The organism is Christiangramia sp. 3-2217-3z, from assembly GCF_051195275.1.
In the GTDB taxonomy this organism is placed as follows: Bacteria; Bacteroidota; Bacteroidia; order Flavobacteriales; family Flavobacteriaceae; genus Christiangramia; species Christiangramia marina.
On the sequence record NZ_JBNJLI010000001.1, the window covers coordinates 539,745 to 562,063 of the forward strand.

21 protein-coding genes are annotated in these 22,319 nt (G+C 38.7%); 5 read left to right on the forward strand and 16 right to left on the reverse strand.

Annotated features, from left to right (window positions below; all coding sequences use genetic code 11):
* Nucleotides 1-33: 33 nt before the first annotated feature.
* The 8 genes from ACSHZO_RS02610 to ACSHZO_RS02645 all read right to left on the reverse strand — a co-directional run bounded on the left by ACSHZO_RS02610 (nt 34) and on the right by ACSHZO_RS02645 (nt 7,171).
* Entirely contained in the window at nt 34-1,938 is a 1,905-nt protein-coding gene (locus tag ACSHZO_RS02610) for a S9 family peptidase (RefSeq protein WP_298246514.1), read from the reverse strand.
* Between the two features lie 83 nt (nt 1,939-2,021).
* On the reverse strand, nt 2,022-2,381 hold the full coding sequence (locus ACSHZO_RS02615) for a cupin domain-containing protein (protein WP_298246515.1): 360 nt from the start codon (nt 2,379-2,381) through the stop codon (nt 2,022-2,024).
* Nucleotides 2,381-3,196 (reverse strand): alpha/beta hydrolase, encoded by an 816-nt coding sequence (locus ACSHZO_RS02620; protein ID WP_298246516.1) that lies wholly within the window; start codon nt 3,194-3,196, stop codon nt 2,381-2,383. Before ACSHZO_RS02620 ends, ACSHZO_RS02615 begins: the two co-directional genes overlap by 1 nt.
* A 41-nt stretch (nt 3,197-3,237) precedes the next feature.
* A complete protein-coding gene (locus ACSHZO_RS02625; protein WP_298246517.1) occupies nt 3,238-4,518 on the reverse strand; it encodes a hypothetical protein in 1,281 nt (426 codons plus the stop codon).
* Between the two features lie 137 nt (nt 4,519-4,655).
* On the reverse strand, nt 4,656-5,708 hold the full coding sequence (arsB, locus tag ACSHZO_RS02630; RefSeq protein WP_298246518.1) for an ACR3 family arsenite efflux transporter: 1,053 nt from the start codon (nt 5,706-5,708) through the stop codon (nt 4,656-4,658).
* Nucleotides 5,701-6,315 (reverse strand): protein-tyrosine-phosphatase, encoded by a 615-nt coding sequence (locus tag ACSHZO_RS02635; protein ID WP_298246519.1) that lies wholly within the window; start codon nt 6,313-6,315, stop codon nt 5,701-5,703. The genes arsB and ACSHZO_RS02635 overlap by 8 nt, the downstream gene beginning before the upstream one ends.
* Nucleotides 6,316-6,324: 9 nt before the next feature.
* Complete coding sequence (locus ACSHZO_RS02640; RefSeq protein WP_298246520.1) at nt 6,325-6,789, reverse strand: DUF6428 family protein; 465 nt, start codon at nt 6,787-6,789, stop codon at nt 6,325-6,327.
* A gap of 46 nt (nt 6,790-6,835) precedes the next feature.
* Nucleotides 6,836-7,171: an ArsR/SmtB family transcription factor gene (locus ACSHZO_RS02645; RefSeq protein WP_298246521.1), complete on the reverse strand. Its 336-nt coding sequence runs from the start codon at nt 7,169-7,171 to the stop codon at nt 6,836-6,838.
* A 232-nt stretch (nt 7,172-7,403) separates the two neighbouring features.
* Between ACSHZO_RS02645 and ACSHZO_RS02650 the strand changes: the two genes are divergently transcribed.
* Together ACSHZO_RS02650 and ACSHZO_RS02655 are read left to right on the forward strand one after the other, a co-directional pair.
* Entirely contained in the window at nt 7,404-8,342 is a 939-nt protein-coding gene (locus ACSHZO_RS02650; RefSeq protein WP_298246522.1) for a L,D-transpeptidase, read from the forward strand.
* Nucleotides 8,343-8,381: 39 nt separating this feature from the next.
* Nucleotides 8,382-9,140 (forward strand): hypothetical protein, encoded by a 759-nt coding sequence (locus ACSHZO_RS02655; RefSeq protein ID WP_298246523.1) that lies wholly within the window; start codon nt 8,382-8,384, stop codon nt 9,138-9,140.
* Here ACSHZO_RS02655 and ACSHZO_RS02660 read toward each other — a convergent pair.
* On the reverse strand, nt 9,133-9,930 hold the full coding sequence (locus ACSHZO_RS02660) for an HAD family hydrolase (RefSeq protein ID WP_295179234.1): 798 nt from the start codon (nt 9,928-9,930) through the stop codon (nt 9,133-9,135). The genes ACSHZO_RS02655 and ACSHZO_RS02660 overlap by 8 nt on opposite strands.
* 195 nt (nt 9,931-10,125) lie before the next feature.
* Here ACSHZO_RS02660 and ACSHZO_RS02665 point away from each other — a divergent pair, with 195 nt between their 5' ends.
* Together ACSHZO_RS02665 and ACSHZO_RS02670 are read left to right on the forward strand one after the other, a co-directional pair.
* A complete protein-coding gene (locus ACSHZO_RS02665) occupies nt 10,126-12,564 on the forward strand; it encodes a TonB-dependent receptor (RefSeq protein WP_298246524.1) in 2,439 nt (812 codons plus the stop codon).
* 51 nt (nt 12,565-12,615) lie between these two features.
* The gene (locus tag ACSHZO_RS02670; protein ID WP_298246525.1) at nt 12,616-13,737 is read left to right on the forward strand and encodes a PepSY-associated TM helix domain-containing protein; all 1,122 of its coding nucleotides are present in this window, start codon (nt 12,616-12,618) and stop codon (nt 13,735-13,737) included.
* A 5-nt stretch (nt 13,738-13,742) separates the two neighbouring features.
* On the opposite strand, the gene ACSHZO_RS02675 is transcribed toward ACSHZO_RS02670, so the two are convergent.
* Complete coding sequence (locus ACSHZO_RS02675; protein ID WP_141877250.1) at nt 13,743-14,099, reverse strand: phage holin family protein; 357 nt, start codon at nt 14,097-14,099, stop codon at nt 13,743-13,745.
* 51 nt (nt 14,100-14,150) lie between these two features.
* Nucleotides 14,151-14,795: a SanA/YdcF family protein gene (locus ACSHZO_RS02680; protein ID WP_298246526.1), complete on the reverse strand. Its 645-nt coding sequence runs from the start codon at nt 14,793-14,795 to the stop codon at nt 14,151-14,153.
* Between the two features lie 120 nt (nt 14,796-14,915).
* Between ACSHZO_RS02680 and ACSHZO_RS02685 the strand changes: the two genes are divergently transcribed.
* Entirely contained in the window at nt 14,916-15,548 is a 633-nt protein-coding gene (locus ACSHZO_RS02685; RefSeq protein WP_298246527.1) for an NAD(P)H-dependent oxidoreductase, read from the forward strand.
* On the opposite strand, the gene ribB is transcribed toward ACSHZO_RS02685, so the two are convergent.
* The 5 genes from ribB to ACSHZO_RS02710 all read right to left on the reverse strand — a co-directional run bounded on the left by ribB (nt 15,545) and on the right by ACSHZO_RS02710 (nt 22,313).
* A complete protein-coding gene (ribB, locus tag ACSHZO_RS02690; protein ID WP_298246528.1) occupies nt 15,545-16,693 on the reverse strand; it encodes a 3,4-dihydroxy-2-butanone-4-phosphate synthase in 1,149 nt (382 codons plus the stop codon). The two genes, ACSHZO_RS02685 and ribB, sit on opposite strands and share 4 nt — an antisense overlap.
* Before the next feature lie 31 nt (nt 16,694-16,724).
* Nucleotides 16,725-18,170, reverse strand: coding sequence for an LptF/LptG family permease (locus ACSHZO_RS02695; RefSeq protein ID WP_298246529.1), 1,446 nt, complete (start codon nt 18,168-18,170; stop codon nt 16,725-16,727).
* Nucleotide 18,171: 1 nt separating this feature from the next.
* A complete protein-coding gene (locus tag ACSHZO_RS02700; RefSeq protein WP_298246530.1) occupies nt 18,172-18,813 on the reverse strand; it encodes a LolA family protein in 642 nt (213 codons plus the stop codon).
* 10 nt (nt 18,814-18,823) lie between these two features.
* Nucleotides 18,824-21,205, reverse strand: coding sequence for a DNA translocase FtsK (locus ACSHZO_RS02705; RefSeq protein ID WP_298246531.1), 2,382 nt, complete (start codon nt 21,203-21,205; stop codon nt 18,824-18,826).
* Between the two features lie 112 nt (nt 21,206-21,317).
* Entirely contained in the window at nt 21,318-22,313 is a 996-nt protein-coding gene (locus ACSHZO_RS02710; protein WP_298246532.1) for an alpha/beta fold hydrolase, read from the reverse strand.
* Nucleotides 22,314-22,319 lie beyond the last annotated feature (6 nt).

Consider the following 22,319-nt stretch of genomic DNA (forward strand, 5'->3'; position numbering starts at 1 on the left):
ACCTGTTTCATTGCATATAGCTAAGTAGCTAAATTAATCTTTTAATACATTATCTAGCATTGTTACATCCTCGTCTTTCAAATACTTGTCCAGAAATGCAAGGATTTGCCGGTAGCCTTTGATCTCATTCTCTTTCTTAATGAAGCCATGACCTTCATCTGGGAAGACCATATATTCCACAGGAACATTGTTTGCTTTTACTGCCTCCACGATCTCATCAGATTCAACCTGCAGCACTCTTGGGTCATTAGCACCCTGTAAAACCATGATCGGGTTCTTTACATTATCAGCATGGAACAAAGGAGAAATCTTTTTAAGTCTTATGGAATCTTTTGTAGTTGGATCGCCTAATTCATCGTAAAGTGCTTTTCTAAAGGATTCCCAATAAGGCGGAATAGATTTTAATGTTCTCAACCAGTTGGTGACCCCAAAAATGTTTACACCCACTTCAAACTCGTCAGGCTCGAAGGTCATCGCGGCCATGGTCATATAACCTCCGTAACTACCACCAATGATTCCAATTTGGTCTTCATTGATATAACCCCGGGATGCCAGCCATTTTTTTCCATAGATCACATCCTGAAGATCTTTTCCTCCATGATTTTTGTCGTCCATCTTATAAAAGCTAGCTCCATAACCACTACTACCCCGGTTATTCACGGCGAGGACAGCGTATCCATTGTTCACTAAATATTGTAGAAGAGCAAAATACCCGACACGGGATTGACCACCGGGTCCACCATGTACCCATACCAGGGCCGGTTTTTTATTATCTGCAGTAGCATTGAGAGGTTTGTAATAGATCGCTGGTATTTCTAAACCATCAAAGGACTTATACCTTACCACCTCAGCCGAAACCAGGTCGTCTGGATCTATTTCCGGATTTAAAGTGCTGGTTAATTTTTTAATCTCCTTAGTCTTAATATTGAAAACGTAAATATTATTTGGAGTTTTAGAAGTTCCAACCGTAAGTCTTAAAAGCTCTTCACTATTAGAAAAATTTGCAGCCACTATATTACCATCCTTGATTGCAGGTAATTCCAACGGAGTCTGGCTGGCGTTTTCCCACAATAGTAATTTATTTGCCCCGTCTTCGTTAATCGCGATCACTCTATAAGTGTCATTTTCACTCAAACTGCTATACATTACATCCCAGTTCGTTTCGTAAATTACATTAGACTTCTTGGTATCAATATCATATGCCATTAATCGGCTAAATTCACCGCCGTGATTGGTTGTATAATAAAGCTCTGTCTCATCCTTGTTAAAACCTGTACCACTGTAATAGAATCCCGGTTTAGATATCTCAGTTAGTTCCTCTGTCTCTGTGTTTAGTAAGAATAGTTGATTTTCGCTGGTTGTGATCTCATTGGATAATACAAGGTATTTTCCTGAAGCTGATATATCAGAAACCATATAACCTTTCTCATTCTTATAGAGCATTTTTGGTTCCCAACTACCAATTTCCATAGTATATACGTCAAAAAATTGCGCGTCTCGCTTGTTTGAAAGATAATACATGGCAGAATTAGTATCGTTCCAGCCACCGAACTCGGCCTTTTCATTTTCTCCCGGAGTCAGGTCCTTAGAGGTTCCATCGGGTTTTAACAGGTATAAATGGTTAATTTCATTCCCTCCTTTATCTGCGGAATATAACATGTCGCCTGAGCCTGGTACATAATCCACCGCAAATAAAGATTCGTTTTCAGAATTCGTAACAGAGGTTTTGCTTCCATCTGAAATATCTATTTCATATAGATTAAATATGCCCGACTCATCACTGCTTATCAGTATTTTGGATTCATCTGGAGAGAAACTACCACCCGAAACACGAGTGTTTTCATAGAATTGCTCAATACTGTATTCTGTAGGTTCTTGCTGAGCATTTACATTCAGTATGGCAGCAAGAAAAATAATAAGGAAACTGTTCGATTTCATTTTTTGCGAGAATTAGCTTGACATTAAGTTGATTTTCAGACTAATATACGAAAATTGAGTCTTCGAAAATGAATTGTTCAGAACTATAGATGTTGCTGATTATTATTGGTGAGTTCGTGCTTTTCATTCCCGGTATGTTTGGTCGCTGCCGGTTCAAATAACATTACCTGAACTTCATTTTCAGCTATGGGCTTATGTTCAACGCCCTTTGGAACAACGATGAACTCACCAGGATTGATGGTGACAGAGCTATCCCGAAATTCGATCTTTAGCACTCCCGAAATGACCCAGAATAATTCATCTTCTTCATCATGGGTATGCCAGATAAACTCACCTTTTAGCTTAGCTAATTTTACCTGCTGTCCATTTAATTCTCCAACGATTCTCGGATTCCAGTGATCCTGAAACTGGTTTAATTTTTCCTGAATATTAACTTTTTTCATTATTTATTAATTGGTTCGATCAACCATTGATAGGCTTCGCCGAAATTCTCTCTCCACAGTTTCTCGTTGTGTTCTCCGTCTTCGACAAATTTCACGATCATATTTTGAGGTTGCAGGCCTTCTGAAATTAGAAGGTTTTTCATGTTTTTCACTTCCTCAACCATGGAATCTGACTCTCTTTTCCCTGCAAGTATATAAAACTTCTGATTGTTTGCTATTTCTGAATTTCTTACTTTTTCATAGATCTGTTCACTAAACCAGAAGCTGGGAGAGAAGACGCCTATTTTACTGAAGACTTCAGGGTATTCAAATGCCGCATAGAAGCTTATTAGTCCGCCCAAAGATGAACCAAAAATTCCTGTATTCGCCTGATCTGCCATGGTACGATAGCTGGCATCAATATGCGGTTTAAGAGTAAATCGTATAAAATTAACATATTTCTTCCCATTCCCACCGCCATATTTTTCGTTTTGATAAGGAGTAAGTTCTGATATCCTATCGTCCCCACCATGCTCAATGGCGACAATGATCGCTTTCTTTAAATTAGTTTCGTCCAGAAATTCATCTACATTCCATTCACCAGCATAAGCGGTAGAATCATCAAAGACATTCTGGGCATCGTGCATATAAATGACTGGATATTTCTGCTCATCCAAATCGTAATTTGCAGGAAGATAGATCCATATCTTTTTGTGGCTATTTAATTGGGGTGCCTCGATTTCAAAAGTTTTTACATTTTTAGAAAGTGTACTCTGGGCCATTAGTGGCGCAGGGCAGAAGAGGCATAATAAAATGATGGAAAAGAGATTTCTCAATTAATGGCGTATTAATGAAAATCAAAAATACATTTTAAGATCTAATTTTCAAGATCACAATCAAAGCAGGCAAGTTGGGAAGAACTTAGGTCAAGATCTTCAGATCCTTTTAATGCATCGCTCAGTTTCCCCATTTCTTGCATTTGCTGAAAGAACTGCGCAGCATATTCCTGTATCTTATTCCTGCGGCTCTTAAGTTTTTCTGTGATTTCTTTCTCGTTGAGCTTTCGTATTTTTTCAGGCCAGACTTCAAAAGCTTTAGCAATCTTTTCATCACTCAAACTTTTCTGAAGTTCGCTTGCTCGTGCAATGAACATTTCTTCCGAAGTATTCAAGAGAAAATAGCGATCGAAAGGATAAACCAGGCCGGGCATATGATCGATCTCTTTCTCAAATGGTCGAACCAGAGGCTCAATATTTTTGTTCGTAATGATGGAAGGAATCAAGCCAGAAATATTAAAAAATGCATTGTCTCTATCGCCGGCAACCGGTATTGCTATATTTCCACGATCAGATTTCTTAATTGCCCAGCCCCACTGCTCAGCGTGACGATCCCAGTCACCTATAAGCAAATCGAATAATCTTCCTTTTATCAGGGCCTCTTGATCTACTGAAATCTTTGTTTTGGTTTCGAATTTTAATTTCTGAAGGTCTTTGGTTTCAATAATTTCTGAAACATTTTTTAATGAAGTCCAATTAGTCTTGCTTTCGGTTTCGTATTCCAGAAGGAATAGCCGGTTGCCAAATTTTTCATTAAAATCACCCAGAACATTTTGCTTCGGAATAAAGACCATTCTAGGATGTGTATGCAGAATGTCGAGTTCCTGAGCTAACTCAGCTGCAAGGATCGCCGCATAGGGATGTTGTGCAGATATGCCATCTACAATAATATTTTCAAGGCCAAGATCTTCTGCAATTTCAGGTATAAGCTTTCCCGGGTCTTTAGTGACACTGCGCAAGGTGTAAATGATATCATTCTTCGCGCGTAATTTTAAGGAATGCGTTTGTTTACCTCCACCTTCTTTAATGATTTCCATGCCACCGTATAGGGTGTCCAGAAATACAATTGGAAATTTTACTTTTTCAGACCAGGCATCCCGATAGTTACTTCCCTGCACTAAATCCTTCAGAAGATTAGCTTCATATAAAATGCTTGGAGCGATTAGAACCGAATCATGGTTTCTGAAATTTGTTCTTTGGAGCTCTTCAAAATTGGATATATAGCAGGTCTCAAAAGTTTTCTGGGTGCCGGAAACAGACAAGTAGATCGAGCCGATGAGGATGATTACTACTCCCAGTAAAATGATCAAAACTTTCTTCATATTACTTTCAGCTAAATAAAATAAAACTAAGGTTTTCAACCCGTATTATTTCAGCTAAAGGCGTTATAAAATTGGTAAATTCTATTGATTTAATATATTATTTTCCGAAGAGTAACAGTCATCAGAATTTAAGATCTTCAGGCATGCTCAACTGCGGTTTTCTTATAAAATCTCCTCTTTAACCAGAACGAAACCCGTACCAGTAAAATTAAGGCTGGCACTTCTACTAGCGGACCAATCACCCCTGCAAACGCCTGACCGCTATTCAAACCGAATACTGCAATGGCAACCGCGATCGCCAGTTCAAAATTATTCCCGGCTGCCGTAAAAGCAACAGAAGCGTTGCGTTCATAGCTGGCTCCAAGCAACTTACTTGCGAAAAAGCTAATTAAAAACATAAGGCAGAAATAAATAAGAAGCGGAACCGAGATTAGTAAAACATCAAATGGAATTTCAACAATTAAACTACCCTTCAGCGAAAACATCAAAACGATGGTAAATAGCAAAGCAATTAAAGTAATGGGTGAAATTGCTGGAATAAAACTGTTTTCATACCAGGATTCCCCTTTTAGACGCACCAGGATAATTCGGCTTAAAATACCCAATACGAAGGGTATTCCAAGGTAAATCAAAACACTTTCCGCAACACTTTCAATAGAAATATCTACGATAGCAGAATCGAATCCGAAGAAAGGAGGGAGCCAGGTAATAAAGACCCATGCATAAAAACTGTAGGCGAAAACCTGGAAAATACTATTCAGTGCTACCAGGGCTGCTCCATATTCGCTACTACCTTCCGCGAGGTCATTCCACACCAATACCATCGCAATACATCTGGCGAGTCCAATTAATATAAGTCCGATCATATATTCGGGATGGTCATGCAAGATTGTTATGGCCAGGAAAAACATCAAAAAGGGCCCGATGATCCAGTTAAGTACCAGAGACAGAGTGAGAATTTTGACATTTTTAAATACTTTGGGCAGGAGTCTGTATTTTACTTTCGCTAGTGGAGGGTACATCATAAGGATGAGTCCAATGGCCAGCAGCCAGTTTGTAGACCCGGAACTCATTGCATTGATCTGCTCTGGAATTGCCGGGATAATATTGCCCAGGATCACACCAACGGCCATAGCAAGAAAGATCCATAGCGTTAGATTTTTATCAAGAAAGTTCAGTTTTTTAGCCATTGGATATTGCTTTTTTAAAGGCGTATAGCATTTCAGAACCTATCTGGTCACTTCGTTCCATGTATTTCTCTGCCATTTCTGGCGTATCATCAAAGCTCTTGGGATCTTCGTAATTCAAGGGTATTCTGGATTCGGCGCCAACTATGAACGGGCAATTTTCATCTGCATGACTACAGGTCATTACCGCTGCAAAGTTCTTCGTCGGGTTTTGTTCATCGTCAAATATTTTTGAATAAAAAGTTTTTGAACTTGCACCAGTATCTACTGTGATTTGAGGATTATCACCAGGTTTTTCATCAATTCCAAAACCAGAATCACTCAAAGTTATTATGGCCTGCGGAAAGAAAGCCGTAGCTTCTGTTCCACCAGAATAGCACTTGGCTGGAATTTCATAATAATCTGATGCCGCCATAGCCCAGGCCTGTGCGAGCTGACTTCGTCGGGAATTGTGTGTACAGATAAAATTGAGTTGCAGTGTGTCTTCTGAATCAATTTTTTTAGAGATGAATTCCACTAAAGGTTGAAGCACCTTCTTTCTCTCTTCGGAAATGGATAACTTTTCAAGGTTTTTGATCTTTGAACTAAGTTCTGGATATATGTTTTTCATATCAAGTGATTAACAGCAACCTGAATTTGGAGAGCATTGTTGCTCTGAGACGTTTGCTAATTTTACTTTAGGTTTGGATTCTGGTATACCGCAATTATCTTTTGCCAGGCAATCAGTTTGTGTATTTAAGAGGAGAAATTTTTCTCCGTCAAAATCAAGATGATATTTATTGATGCTCTGATCCTGATATTCCACTTCGATTTCAACATCCTGAAGGTTAAGTTTGTCTTCGGCAATGGAAATGATCTGCATTAATTTCTCCGGATGCAATTGGTGATCGTAATCATGGGCTTCCCAAAGTTGAAATGATATTTTACGCTCATTTCTTAATACACCACCACAATCAATAAAATTCTTGCGAATACTTCCAACTTCAGTCACGTGGAAGTGAGATGGTACAAGCTCACCGCCTGGTAGTTCAAAATATAGTCGGCTTAAGTTCTTAAGTTCTTTTTTAAATTCTGATAAAAGCATAGTCTTCCAATTATCGCAATATTACGATGTTAATATTTAAATTTTTTTAGCAGCAATCCTTCGGTTCGGGTTTCTTTAAACCATCGAATAGTACATTTAGCAATTGCTGAATTTTATACCAGTTGGTCGTATCAATACAATAACTAACTGACACTCCTTCAATGGATCCCTGTATAATTCCGGCATTTTTTAACTCACGTAAGTGCTGACTGATCGTAGCCTGCGCAAGACCAAGTTCGTTGACCAGGTCTCCATTGATACACCTATCAGATTTCAGAAGAAATTGAAGAATGGCAATTCTTGCAGGATGAGCCAGTACTTTGGCATAACACGCAAGTTCATTCTGTTCCTTAGAAAATAGATCGGTCTTCGTAACTCCCATTCGATATAATTATATTGCAATATTACGATGAATAAATAATCATACCAACATCAAATGAAATTTTTCCCAAACACTTTAAAAAAAGCTCTAAACCTTAAAATATTAGGAAAACTTGTACGGAAAAACTCTTAAAATTGGTTAATTATCATAAAGCCAACAAAGCCTTAACTCAGGATTAGCGGTAGATACGCGTGTTCAAAGGTATTTTCGTTTAAAACTAACTACAATTACAATGAACAGATCAATCACACCTTTTCGTTATTTAAGTCTACTAGCCGGAATTTTGTTGTTCTCCTGTAATTCCAATCCACAAATTCAGGATCCGATTAAGGAGGAGCAATCTCCGGAATTGAGTATGAAAAATCCTATTGTCAAGAGAGAAGCAAAGATCTTCCGTAAGGAAGTAAAATACTCGGTGGATTCTCTAAAATCCCGTGAGACCATAGATAGTTTGCTTAGTAACTATAACGATGATGAACTAAAAACAGTTCTTGCCATCAATCGTATCGAAAAAAATAAAATACGCCCTAACCGTCCATTTGTAATTCCAGAATGTGCTGCGGAAGACTTTAATAACTACAGTCCGTTTCCAGAAGATCTTCAGGAGTTGCATTGTATCCCTAAGACAGTTTTGATTAACAAAAGAGTACAGGCATTCGGTCTTTACGAAAATGGAGAACTGGTAAAATGGGGACCGGTTAGTACCGGGAAAGGTTCAACTCAAACTCCGGCAGGTCTTAATTATGGGAATTACAAGGCGAAAAGAAAGGTAAGTACGGTAGATGCTTCATGGATACTTCCTTATTATTTCAATTTTATGAATTTTGAAGGTGTTGGGGTACACCAATATGCTTTACCCGGATATCCAGCGAGTCATGGATGCGTAAGGTTATATATGGATGATGCTAAATATATATTCGATTGGGCTAGCATGTGGGAATTGGAAAATTCAGATATTGAATACAACGGAACGCCATTTATGGTATTTGGAGAATATGACCACTCCGCCAACAAACCATGGTTGGATCTTAAGCAAAATATGAAAGCAAACGATCTTTCACAGGATGAACTTAATACGATCAGGGAATATGTAAGTGATTATCAAGAAGATCCAAAGAACTATCACAATATTGTTTCGAAAACAAAGGATGCTGAATTAGCCGATGCATAAAACTTAGTTTTCCTAAATTAGCCGGTAAAGATCATTACTATGTATAGCAATAATTTTTACCGGTTTTTTTGTGTCCTAATATTTTCTATTTCTTCTCTTAGTTCTGCCCAGGAGGTAGAAGTTATGGTAAGAGCGCAGGCCGGCGACGCTAAATTTATAGGCTCTTCTATTGGTGGAGCTAAAATCCTGATCAAGGACGCTCTGACTAATGAAGTTCTGGCAGAAGGTATTACCAAAGGAAGCACTGGTAATACTGAAAAGATTATGAAGCAGCCAAAAGAAAGGGGCATCCGAATTACAGACGATCAAACGGCAGGTTTTAAGGCTAAAGTCCAGATAACTGAACCAAAATTTGTGACTATTGAAGCTTACGCACCCTGGAACAAGAAGCAGGCTATTGTAAAATCAAGTACTCAATTATGGCTGCTTCCTGGAAAAAACATAACCGGTGAAGGAATCATCCTGAAAATACCAGGCTTCGTAGTGGACATTATAACTCCTCAAACACACCAATCCTATTCCAGTTCAGAAATTAAAATTCAGGCAAATATTGTTATGATGTGTGGTTGTCCTATCACTCAAGGTGGTCTGTGGGATGCGAACCAGTATGAAGTGACCGCGATCTTAAAAAGTGAGAACATAGATACCAAAACCATAAAAATGGAACAGGAGGGAGGTTCCAGTAATTTTACGGGAAGTGCTAATTTAGAAAAAGGCTCTTACAAATTAATCATCCAGGCATTCGATCCTTTAACCGGAAATACAGGGATAGATCGTACTACTTTTATGGTTAACTAAAACTTGCCAGTCCCAGATCTGAGATCGTCCTAAGCACGCCATGCTCATTATTGTCATGACTGGTAATGAACTTGCTCGCCTCTTTAACTTCAGGGTGAGCATTTTTCATGGCATAACTATGGGCAGAGACCTTCATCATTTCAAGGTCATTCAGATAATCTCCAAATACCAATGTTTCCTCTTCCGTAAAATTCATTTCCTTCTGAATTCCTTTTATTGCATTCCCTTTATTAGCATTTAGAGCGGTAATATCGATAAATATCTTTGCAGCGATGGCAACTTTGAAGCGGTCGGTATAATCTACAAAGTGTGGATAGGTATTATCTTCAACTCCATTAAAATTACAGTAGGTAACTTTTAAATAGGTGTCATCAACTTGCGTAAGATCTTCCACAACTTTTAAACGTTCATAAAACTGAGAAATATGATCGATGAATTTCTTGTCACTGGTTTCTATATAAGCTGAATCTTTTCCGCAGAGCACAACGTAAGTATCTTCCAGTTTCCGGCCCATTTCTATAAAATTGACAGCGGCATCCTTTTCTATAGGATTCACATAAAGCTCTTTACCCTTGAATGAAACATAAGTACCGTTTTCTGCAAAGAACATGGTTCGGTGCTTAATTCTTTCAAATTTACTTTCCAGATTATAAAACTGTCGGCCGCTGGCGATGGAGAATTGTATGCCTTTAGCACTCAATTCTTCCTCCATTTTCCAGAAATCAGGATGAATCTCATGCTGATCATTTAATAGGGTGCCATCAACGTCGGTTACTATAAACTTAATCATATCTGCAAATTTAGAAGCTGCAAAAATACTATAATCAAGTTGCGCACACTTTAATATTGTATTAATTCTGAAGATCTTCAGAATCAAACATTTATACATTTTTGTTTAAAATTATTCTAAATAAGGTTTTAAAACGCGAAATCCCTCAGTATGTTTGCATCACTATTTATAACAAGTCTAAATAAAATTAAACAGATGAATCATAAATTACTACTACTATTTATGTTCTTTGGATACAGCGCATTTGCTCAGAATTCTGGGAATATCATGGGAAAGATTACTAATTCAAAAGGAGAGGCAATTTCGGCAGCAAATGTAGATGTTCAGGGTACAGAAATTGGAACAGAAACAGATCTAAAAGGTTCTTATTTAATCGAAAGCGTTCCTGAAGGAAATTATCTTTTAAGGATATCTTATGTTGGATATGAGCCAAAGGAAATTGCTATTACCGTAAAGCCAGGTGCAATGACCAATCTTCCGGTTATTGTTTTGCGATCAGGTGAAGAACAATTGGAGGAAGTAGTAATCCAGGGTAACGGAAGTTCCATTGAATATGATCGTGCTAAAAGTGTATATGTTTCCAAGCTACCTTTAAAAAATATAGAGAATCCGCAGGTCTATGACAATATAACTTCAGAGTTGTTAGAGCAGCAGATTATCACAAATTTTGATGATGCTCTAAAAAATAGTTCTGGAATTACCAAATTATGGGAATCAACAGGTAGAGGCGAAGACGGCGCAGGTTATTTTTCGCTTCGAGGTTTTCCTGTACAGCCAACAATGGTTAATGGCCTGCCAGCTCTTACCAATGGTAGTCCTGATCCCGCTAATATCGAAAATATCGAGGTTATAAAAGGTCCATCCGGGACTTTGTATGGAAGCAGTCTTATTTCATATGGAGGATTGATCAATATCACCACAAAAAAGCCATACGATTATTTTGGCGGAAATATTACTTATACTCTCGGTAGCTATGGACTTAACAGAGTTGCCGCTGATGTAAATACACCATTAGATGAAGATGGAGATGTGGCTCTACGAATTAACTCTGCATATCAAACTCAAAATTCTTTTCAGGACGCAGGATTTTCGAAATCTTTTTTCTTCGCGCCATCTTTAAGTTATCAGGTAAGCGACAGACTTTCTTTTTTAATCAATACTGAATTTTATAATGGAGAGTCTACAAATCCTACGATGCTATTTGTAGATAGGGGAGCACCTTTGACAGCAACAAATATTGAAGAATTAGGTTACAATTCGAATAGATCCTACACCAGTAACGATCTAACTCTAAAAAATCCAACTTATAGTCTACAGGGTCAGATGAATTATAAATTATCTGAAAACTGGACTTCTCAAACTGCTATTTCTCGTGGAAGTTCGAAGTCTGAAGGTTATTATTCTTACCTCTATGAAACCACCAGATTTTACGAAGGTCTGGATGAAGGTGTAGTGTTTACGAGGTATATGAATAATCAGAATTCTACCACCCTTACCACCGATCTTCAGCAGAATTTTATAGGTGATTTTGAGATCTTCGGATTGAGAAATAGGATTGTAGCTGGTTTAGATTATTTTCAACGGGAAACCATAGATAATGGTACCGGTTATGTAGGCAACGGAAATATTTATAGTGGAAATGCGAGTCTTCAGAATGTGAACGAGAGTGTTTATGGTATATCAGAGCAAGCGAATTATATTACAAATGGAGACAGCGGAATTCTTTCCACAGCGGCAGTTGATGGTCTCCTGGCCAATTCAAATCGTAATAATAATACTGTTAAAGAGGATATTTATAGTGCTTATGTATCTAATGTATTAAATATTACTCCGGCATTATCTGCCATGGCCAGTTTACGAATAGACCAGTTCGAAAATGATAGCAATAGTCAAACTGCACTTTCCCCTAAATTTGGAGTGGTTTATCAGCCAATTTTAGACCGGGTTTCCATATTTGCCAATTATATGGATGGTTTTAGTAACGTAGCACCTTCAGAAGTTATCAATCAGGATACTGGGGAAACAAACAGAATAACTTTTGATCCTGAACATGCTACTCAATTTGAATTTGGAACGAAGCTTAACTTTTTTAACGATAAGCTCTTTGCAACCCTGAGTTACTATGATATCCAGGTCGAAAACATTGTATTAGGTAATGGCATTACTGTCAATCAGGATGGAACTCAATACAGTCGTGGTTTTGAAGCCAGGCTTACCGCTAGTCCAATAGATGGATTAAATCTTGTCGCAGGAATCAGTCACAATGATAGTGAAGTGACCGAAGCTTCAGAAAATGATGATTTCCTCGGAAGAAGACCAGAATCTGCGGGACCTGAGACTCTGGCAAACCTTTGGGCAAGCTATAAATTTACTACCGGTGTAGCTGAAGGATTCGGTCTTGGCTTTGGAGGTAACTACGCCAGTGAAAACATGATTTTTAATCGCAACACGGCGGGTGTATTTACACTTCCATCTTATACAGTACTAAATGCAGCTGTTTTCTATGATGTAGATAAATTTTCGATTAACCTGAAATTGAATAATCTGACGAATGAAGATTATTTCAACGGTTGGTCAACGATAAATCCTCAGGCACCGAGAAATTTCGCTGCCGCACTTACCTATAAATTTTAGTTTGAGTTAGCTGGAGATCGCCGTAATGGTGATCTCCTTTTTTTAAGTATTATGAAGAAAAAACAGAAACGAAATACACTTAGAAAATGGAGTGGCAGAATCCATCTCTGGTTGGGTCTATTAACAGGTATTATTGTATTTATAGTTGCAATTACCGGATGTATCTATGTATTCCATGACGAAATTAAAGATGCTATCTACGACTACCGATTTGTAGAACAGCAGGATAGTGAATATTTGGCACCATCTAAAATTAAGGAGATTGTACAGTCGAAATATCCCGGAACTACAGATGATTTTGTACTCTATGCGGGGCAGGACAGACCAGTCGCGGTGTATGGAGTATATGAAGATACTCCCTATTACTTTTATCTGAATCCTTACACAGGTGAATGGTTGTATTCTCAGGATTTTACAAAGGATTTTTTCGAGATCGTAAAAGCACTGCACATGTATCTTTTGTTACCTGAGAAAATTGGCAGGCAGGTAGTAGGTATATCAACTTTGATATTTATTCTGATGATGATCACAGGAGTTATTCTATGGTGGCCTAAGAAGCTTAAAAATCTAAAAAAGAGTCTGAAAATAAAATGGAATGCTCGTTGGAGAAGAGTGAATTACGATCTGCACAATATCAGCGGATTCTATCTTCATATTCTTGCCATTGTTGTAGCCATCACCGGTTTATATTTTTCGTATGATTGGGTGAAAGATGGGCTTTATTTTGCAGGAAATCTAGGTGAAGATGTTGAAAGTGATCATCATGTTGAAAATATTGTGCAGAAACCACGAATTCCAAAGGAGCCTATAGATATAGCTTTTGTTGAAACTTTAGAAAAAGCGCCTGGCCATGAGATGTACTTTGTGTGGACAGAAGGTGACCATCATCCGGTGGTTACCGGAGCCTATACCGAATCTCGGGACTACGATCACCAATCCAATTACTATTTTCATCCACAAACTGCTGAATTACTTCAGGAACAGCCTTATGAATCTAAAAGTACTGGTTTAAAACTACAGGAAATGAGTTACGGTATTCATACAGGTCAGTATTTCGGGATGACCGGGAAGATCATCGCTTTTATTCTGAGCATTTTTGTCGCAAGTTTACCTGTTACAGGATTTATAGTGTGGTGGGGAAGAAAAAACCGGGTGGAACATCTCACCCGGTGATATTTTTAAAATAATAGTGCATCTACAATCGCTCCTACGATTGCGATCAGGATCGCTAACCACAAGCTTGGTAGAAAACCTTCAGTTTTGAAATCTGAAGTTAATTTGTCTGCTATTTCTATTACGATCGCATAGGCGACCACTCGAGTGATAAAGCCTAGTCCAAGGAAGTAGAAAATTCCGAGTGTAGCAATATTTAATACGGCGGTAAGTAACCAGCTCAATAGAAAGCTTAATACTCCAATGATCAATGCAACAATCAGTGCAGATTTGAAGCCATTAAGATGAACTTTACTTAGAAATTTCGCAGCGATTAGCAGGACGACTGCATCCAGTACGATATGGATAATCCATTGTAACATAATTTTGGTTTTAAAGTTAATTACTACGAATATACTTAAAAAAGCTTCAGATTAATCTTCGGAAGAATCGAGCCTGTATTCCATCGTACTGGGTTCTTTATTGATCAAAACTTCCCAGAGAGCCTTAACATTTGCCAGTTTCTCTCTTTGCTTCAGCCTGTATTCGGTTTGGTAAGTACGTTGATCTGCCGTAAAACCGAAGTAATTAAATCCCAGCTGATCCGAAATGAAAAGTGCTCTGGGCAAATGGAATTCTTGAGTAACAACAGTAGCATTCTCTATATTGAAAAGTTTTCCCGCCCTGTACATGCTGTCATAAGTATCCAGTCCTGCGTGATCTGAGGTAATCCGGTTTTGAGGAATACCTCGTTCCCGAAGATAGGAAACCATGGCAGCGATCTCATTATAATCTTCGGTTCGATGATCACCAGTTAGATGAAAATTCTTGACCTTGTTACTGCGATATAATTTAATAGCGGTATCTACCCGATCCTTTAAAATTGGAGATAATTTACCATCAGAATGGACACTTGCACCCAGAACAATTACTGTCTCTCTGGGAGGTATTTTAGAAATATCAGAATAAATATCTTCTGAAGTGTGTCTCAAGAAAATGGCTTCAATACCCAGGATGGTAAAGATGATAAGCACAATTCCAATGACAGAGAATAAGATGAATTTTTTAAGTTTTTTCATTTCTCTGGATGAATATAAGGTCGAAGATAGCCATAAATAATTGGATGTATCAGATTAATCGATAGCTAACGTAAATGTTCTTTTCATCATTGTGTACCTTTGTATTTTAAGATCATAATTATGAGTAATTTAAAAGCGCTGAACTGGCGTTACGCTACTAAAAAGTTTGATGATTCCAGAATTCTTTCCGAAGAAAAACTGGAGATCCTTAAGCATGCATTTAATCTCACTGCCACTTCCTATGGGTTACAACCATTAAAGATGCTGGTAATTAGTAATAAAGAGGTTCAAAAACAGCTTACAGAATTCTCAATGAATCAGCAGCAGGTAAGTAACGCTTCTCATGTACTGGTGATCTGTACTGAAAAAAATGTGGATGAAAAGTTTATATCTGGATACTTCCAACGTGTCAAGAATTTAAGAGACACACCAGATGAGGTTTTACAGCCTTTTCACAATTTTCTGGTAGATGATTTTAAGAATAAGGCAATCGAAGAAATTGAAGCATGGGCCCGTAATCAGGCATACCTGGCTTTAGGAACACTGTTGACCGTATGCGCTACTGAAGAAATAGATGCCTGTCCCATGGAAGGTTTTGAGCCTGAAAAATATGATGATTTCCTTAAACTTGGAGATAAAAATCTGCAGTCGGTACTTGTACTTCCCGTCGGTTATCGTGCTAAGGATGATTTCTTTTCAGAATTAAAAAAAGTACGTCGCCCGCTGGAAGAGGTGATCATTGAAATGGATTAATACTCTACGTATTCTTTGATCTCCAGACCGTAACCAATCATTCCGACTCTTTTAGTTTGCTGAGAATTTGATAGTAACCTGATCTTATGGATTTCAAGATCATGAAGAATCTGTGCTCCAATTCCAAAATCTTTAATGTCCATCTTCACTGGAGGCGCTTTAATTTCTCCTTGCTTCTGACTTTCTTTCAATTCCGTAATCCTGGATAAGAGGTTTGGAGATGGGTTAGCCGGATTAATAAAAACGATCGCACCACGACCTTCATCGTTGATCGCCTTAAACATTCCATCCAGTTTTTTATCTGCATTATTAGTCAAAGTGCCTAGGATATCATTGTTTACCATGGTTGAATTCACTCGTACAAGAATGTCTTCGTCGGTCTTCCATGAACCCTTAGTCAATGCTATATGAACCTGTGAATTGGTAGTTTGTTTGTAAGCGCGAAGCCTGAATTTTCCGAATCTTGTATCCAGCTCAAAATCCTCTTTTTTCTCTATAAGACTATCATGCTGCATTCTATAGGCAACAAGATCTTCGATAGAAACGATCTTTAGATCAAACTTTTTGGCGACTTCCAGCAGTTGAGGTAAGCGTGCCATGGTTCCATCTTCATTCATGATTTCCACGATGACTCCGGCAGGCTCTAAACCAGCAAGTCTTGCAAAGTCGATCGCCGCTTCGGTATGACCTGTTCTACGTAAAACTCCGCCTTCTTTCGCTTTCAGCGGAAAAATGTGTCCTGGTCTGTTAAGATCCTGCGGTTTTGTTTCAGGATCTATCAGGCTTTTGATGGTTTGAGCTCTGTCTGAAGCTGAAATACCCGTAGTTACACCTTTTCCTCTCAGGTCAATCGAAATCGTAAATGCGGTTTCCATAGGATCGGTATTATTACCAACCATCATTTCCAGTTTTAGATCATTACATTTTTGCTCGGTCAAAGGAGCGCAAATGAGTCCGCGGCCGTGAGTAGCCATGAAATTGATCATCTCTGGAGTAACCATTTCTGCAGCGGCTATAAAATCACCTTCATTTTCACGGTCAATATCATCTACTACAATGATCACCTTCCCGGCGCGAATATCATCAATAGCTTCCTGAATGGTATCTAGTTTGACCTGATACTGGTTGTTTTCTACCTCTGCCATAGTTCCAATTTTATGGCTGCAAAGATATTTATTATGATTTACTTTTGTTCCGAATCGCTCCGGCTTTTTTGAAGAGTTTTTTTATAGGATCTGTAAGGCTGTCAAAAGCTAATAATCCCTGATCTGTGGTAGCTCTGTATGTTAGGAAAACACCAAGCGGGAGCATGATCCAGGTAGGCAGCCATGTAGCCACAAATGCAGGAACACTTCCATTCTCTGCTGAATTTTTCGTGAAAATCCCTATAAAGTGATAGGTAAGAAAGAGCAGGATCGCAACTACGATAGGTAAACCAATTCCACCTTTCCTGATAATGGCTCCAAGAGGAGCTCCTACAAAGAATAGTACGATACAGGCAATTCCAAGAGCATATTTTTCATGTAGTGCGATCTCGAATTTATTGATTTGCTTTACATTGTTTCTAAACTCCTGCTTCTGCATTCCCAGATGGGCAATAGCGCTGTTTACAGTTCCTAAAGCCAGGTTAGAAATTTGTGCCGCATCGTAGGTGTTGTAATGTGAAAGGATGCTTTCTTCAGTAGAAACAACAGTATCCTTTGGCTTTAAATTATTCTGAACATTAACGATCCCGGAACGATCATACATATTAGATTTAAGGCTAGCCAATTTAGTGTTGTAGTTGACTGAAAATGAATCTATGCTTTCACTCAGTTCTGAAATTTTCAACATTCCGTGAGTGGAATTATAGTTTTGATCCTCCAGATCTACATTATTGAAATTCGAGAGATCTATATTGATGATATATTCGTCAAAATAAGTCTTCGTAAATGGTTTTCTTTTCCTCTTTTGATAATCTGAAGGTGTTACTTCATCGTAGTAGTTTCCTTCCTTCAGAATAAGTGAAAGCACATCAGAATTAGTACTTCCAACCAGTTCGCCTTCCCTTGCCTTGATCACCGTAGTATTCCCGCCATTTTTTTCTTTTTGATGAATGATCACATCGGTAAGAAACTGATCATTCTCACCACTTTTTTCTTCTACTTTGATGTTGAAAGTTCCAATATCATTGAAGATTCCTTCAGAAATAGCCATGGCAGGCTTTAACTGAGCTATATTCTTCCGAAGATTGATCGATTTAAATTCTGCCGCGGGAATCACATTATTGGCAAAAAAGAAAGCTGTAAGACTTACCAGCACTATAAATACCGTCAAGCTTCGCATGGCACGACCCAGCGAAATGCCTGAAGATTTCATCGCGGCAAACTCATAATTTTCAGCAAAAGAGCCGAACGTCATGATGGAAGTAAGCAGGATCGTGAGCGGTAATACCAGTGGCACCAGCTTTGGTGAGAAGTAAAGTAAAAACTTCAGGATTACTTCTGTATCCAGGTCTTTACCAGCAAGTTCACCTATGTACAACCATATCGTCTGGAGTACAAAGATGAACATCAGTATTATAAAGACCGAGAAAAATGTTTTTAAAAAGCTGGTAAGTATGTACCGGTCGAGTATCTTCAATTTAGTCTAATCTATTGATATAAAAGTCGCTGTATCTAGCTTCGTTAAAGGTAAATAGATTTTTTGCAAGTGGTTGATCTGTCTTGAAACTTTTCACAGTGATCGTCACTTTAGTTCCGTTCTCCTGGGTCTGGATCATATTGTAAATATGCTTGGTTTGAGTATCGATCCCAAGAAGAATATTCTTGATCTCAGCTTTGCTATCTTTTGGTGTAAGTTTAACATACTGGATCTCTCTACCTTTCACATTCTGAGTGATATCCATCTTGTAGTTATACCCATTTTGATAAAATGTGAACATTTTTGAAGGTGTGATACTGTTGCTATCTTCCTCAACATAATTGGAAATGTTGATCTCCTCATCTTCCGGAATGATCGTATAGATCTTTTTCCCGTCGAACATCTGTGTGGTTCCCATTAAATTCAACAGGTATTTGTCCCCGTCAATACTAACAACTCCTCGAGTTTCCTGACTCACATTCTCAGCTTCGTTTTCAAGTGAGTACTTGAAATCTATAACCATATTGTCATAATTCCTCACCTTTGCTGAAACTTCATTTAGTAATTTCTGAGCTTTTGATGCTTCCTGCGCCTGTACTCCAAAACTGAGTATAACTGCCAAAATAAATACTAATCTTTTCATTCTAATTTTTTTAGTCTGGTTTTTCATTTAATAGTTGATCGAGCGCTACCATATCTGTAATTAAAACCTGTCTTGCCTTGCTTCCTTCAAACGGACCAACGATGCCAGCGGCTTCCAGTTGATCTATTATTCTACCTGCACGGTTATACCCAAGTTTCAATTTACGCTGAAGCAAAGAAGCCGAGCCCTGCTGGGCGGTTACGATTACTTCTGCAGCTTCGCGAAACAGCTTGTCTCGCTCGCTCACATCTATATCAAGTCCTGTGCCACTTTCCTCGCTTTCGTAGGCAGGAAGTTGGTGAGCTTCAGGGTAAGCTTTTTGAGAACCAATGAATTCGGTGATCTTGTCTACCTCTGGAGTATCCACAAATGCACACTGTAGTCTCTTAAGTTCATTCCCCTGCGTAAACAACATATCTCCACGACCAATTAATTGATCTGCTCCCTGGCTATCCAGAATAGTCCTGGAATCGATCTTGGACGTTACTCTGAAAGCTACTCTGGCCGGGAAGTTTGCCTTTATGATTCCGGTAATTACGTTCACCGAAGGTCTTTGAGTTGCAATGATCAAATGAATTCCAATGGCACGTGCTAGCTGCGCCAGTCTGGCAATTGGCGTTTCCACTTCCTTCCCGGCGGTCATGATCAAATCTGCAAATTCATCCACTACCAAAACGATATATGGCAGGAATTTGTGTCCGTCGTTCGGATTTAACTTTCTTGCCTTGAACTTCGTATTGTATTCCTTTAAGTTACGGCACATGGCATCCTTTAAAAGATTGTATCGATCATCCATTTCGATACATAAAGAATTCAGGGTATTGATCACTTTTGTATTATCTGTGATGATCGCTTCCCCATCATCTGGTAATTTTGCGAGGTAGTGGCGCTCTATTTTATTGAATAAGGTAAGTTCCACTTTTTTAGGATCTACCAGGACAAATTTCACTTCAGCTGGATGCTTGGCATATAGCAGCGATGTTAGAATCGCATTCAAACCAACAGATTTACCCTGTCCGGTAGCACCCGCCATCAACATATGTGGCATTTTCGCCAGGTCGACTACGAAGGTTTCGTTACTTATCGTTTTACCCAAAGCTAGCGGTAATTCCATCTCTGCATTCTGAAATTTAGGTGAAGCGATCACCGAACGCATGGATACTATGCTGGCATTTTTATTTGGTACTTCAATACCAATGGTTCCTTTACCCGGAATTGGAGCAATAATTCTGATTCCAAGTGCAGAAAGCGAAAGAGCAATATCATCCTCAAGATTCTTGATCTTCGAAATACGAATCCCGGCTTCAGGGACGATCTCATATAAGGTTACTGTTGGACCAACGGTTGCTTTGATCTGTGCAATTTCTATCTTATAATTCTTGAGCGTATCAACGATACGATTCTTGTTTTCTTCCAGTTCTTCCTGGTTGATCGTGATAGTACCGCCGTAATCCTTAAGCAGTTCGATCGTGGGAAATTTGTAATTCTTCAGCTCCAGGGTTGGGTCAAATTCACCAAAATCCTTTACCAGTTTTTGACTCAGGTTATCTTCTTCTTCCTCTTCAGGAGCAGCTTCAACTTCCATTGCCACATTATCCTCTTCCACCGGAGCTTTTACTTCCATCTTCGGAATAGCTTCCGGGCTGTTTTTCTTCTCAGGCTTCTTTTCAGGTTTGCTGCTTAGGTCAACTTCTGCCGGTTTTTCTTCGTCTTTTGGTAAGACTACTTCTTTTTTCCATTCAATTTCTTCTTCAGTTTCTGAAACACTGGCCTGATGCTTTTGCATTGCGGTCTGAAGTTCCTGTTTACCAGAATTAAGGTAAGAACCAACCATTTCCGGTGTGACTTTCAGTCGTATCGCTAGGTAAGCAATTAGCAGAAATAGCATTAATAGAATGCTTCCGAAGAAGCCAAGATAATCCTGTAAAAAATCATTGGTTTCATAACCGATTCTACCTCCCAGAAGTGCATTTTTTTCAGCAAAATAACCAAGAATTACAGAGAGCCAGATCATCACCAGAATTCCCCAGAACCAGTATTTCCTCAGGCTGGAAATCTTAAATCCAAAGAATAAATAGATGCCGCTTAACAGTATTAAAAATGCGATAGAGAAAGAGGCTAGTCCGAAGCCTTTATATACGAAAAAATCACTTACAGATGCACCAAATTTACTCAACCAGTTCCTGGCTTCAACATCACGATTCCCAAGTTCCTGGAGTACGCTCTGGTCTGCCTGCCAGTTAAAAAGAAAAGATATGAAGGCGACTATAAGACCCAGACCAAATAGCATAAGAAAACTTCCAAGCACTACTTTTTGCTGCCTGTTGAGGCTGAAAGATAATTTACTGGATTTTTTTGTTGTTTTCCTGGTCTTAGGTTTCTTTTTGGCCATAGGTAGGTTGACGAATTTCGGCAAAAATACAAATTAGCCTTATCCAAATTAAGGAAAAAAAACTTCAATTTTCAAAGTTGCCCCGATTACAAGTCGTAAACGACTGGTTTTACTATTTATTCTTTAAGTAGGGTAGAAGTGCTGCTGTAAATTTATCGAAAGCTTCAATATGTGGTAAGTGTCCGGTATCTGGAATTTCCACCAATTTCGCATTCGGTATTTTGTTTTCGGTTATTTCTCCGAGTTCATCGTATAATCCCATGCTCGCTTTTACTTCCTTACTCACCAGGTTTTTACCCAAAGCTGTTCGATCCCGGGTCCCAATGATCAATAATGTTGGCATTTGCAGATTCTTAAACTCATAAACTACAGGTTGCGTAAGGATCATATCATAGGTGAGTGCGGCATTCCAGGCTATCAATGGATACTTTTCATTCAATGTCCATCCCGCAAGTAATTTAGCCCACTGTGCATAATCATCATTCCAATCGCCAGCATAATAGCTTTCCTGCTGGTATGTCTTGATACCCTGGTAGTTTTTATCCAATTCCTGCTCATACCAGTCGTCTATACTTTGATATGGAATTTTGGTCTTCCAGTCTTCAAGTCCTATTGGGTTGAGTAAAACAAGTTTACTGGTTATTTCGGGATACATCAAAGCAAAACGGGTGGCCAGCATGCCTCCCATAGAATGACCTAAAATAGAGGTCGTCGCGATCCCAAGTGTATCGATAAGCTTTTTGGTGTTTTCTGCCAGTTGCTGAAACGTATACTGGAAATGTTCTGGTTTGCTGGACTTTCCAAACCCTATCTGGTCTGGCACCAGCACATTGTACCCTGATTTTTGAAGAGTATCTATGGTAGTTTGCCAGTATGCGCCGTTGAAATTTTTGCCGTGTAATAAGACTACGGTTTCACCATTTGGATTCTCCGCCTCTATGTGCATATAAGCCATAGAATAGGTGCTGTTCTGAATATTAAGTTCGAGAAAATTTACATTATAAGGATATTCATAATTCTTAAGATCTATGTCCAATTCCCGCAGTTCCTGAGTTGTAACAGAAAATACGGTACACAGGCAGAGAACATATATTAGATACTGCTTCATGTAGTG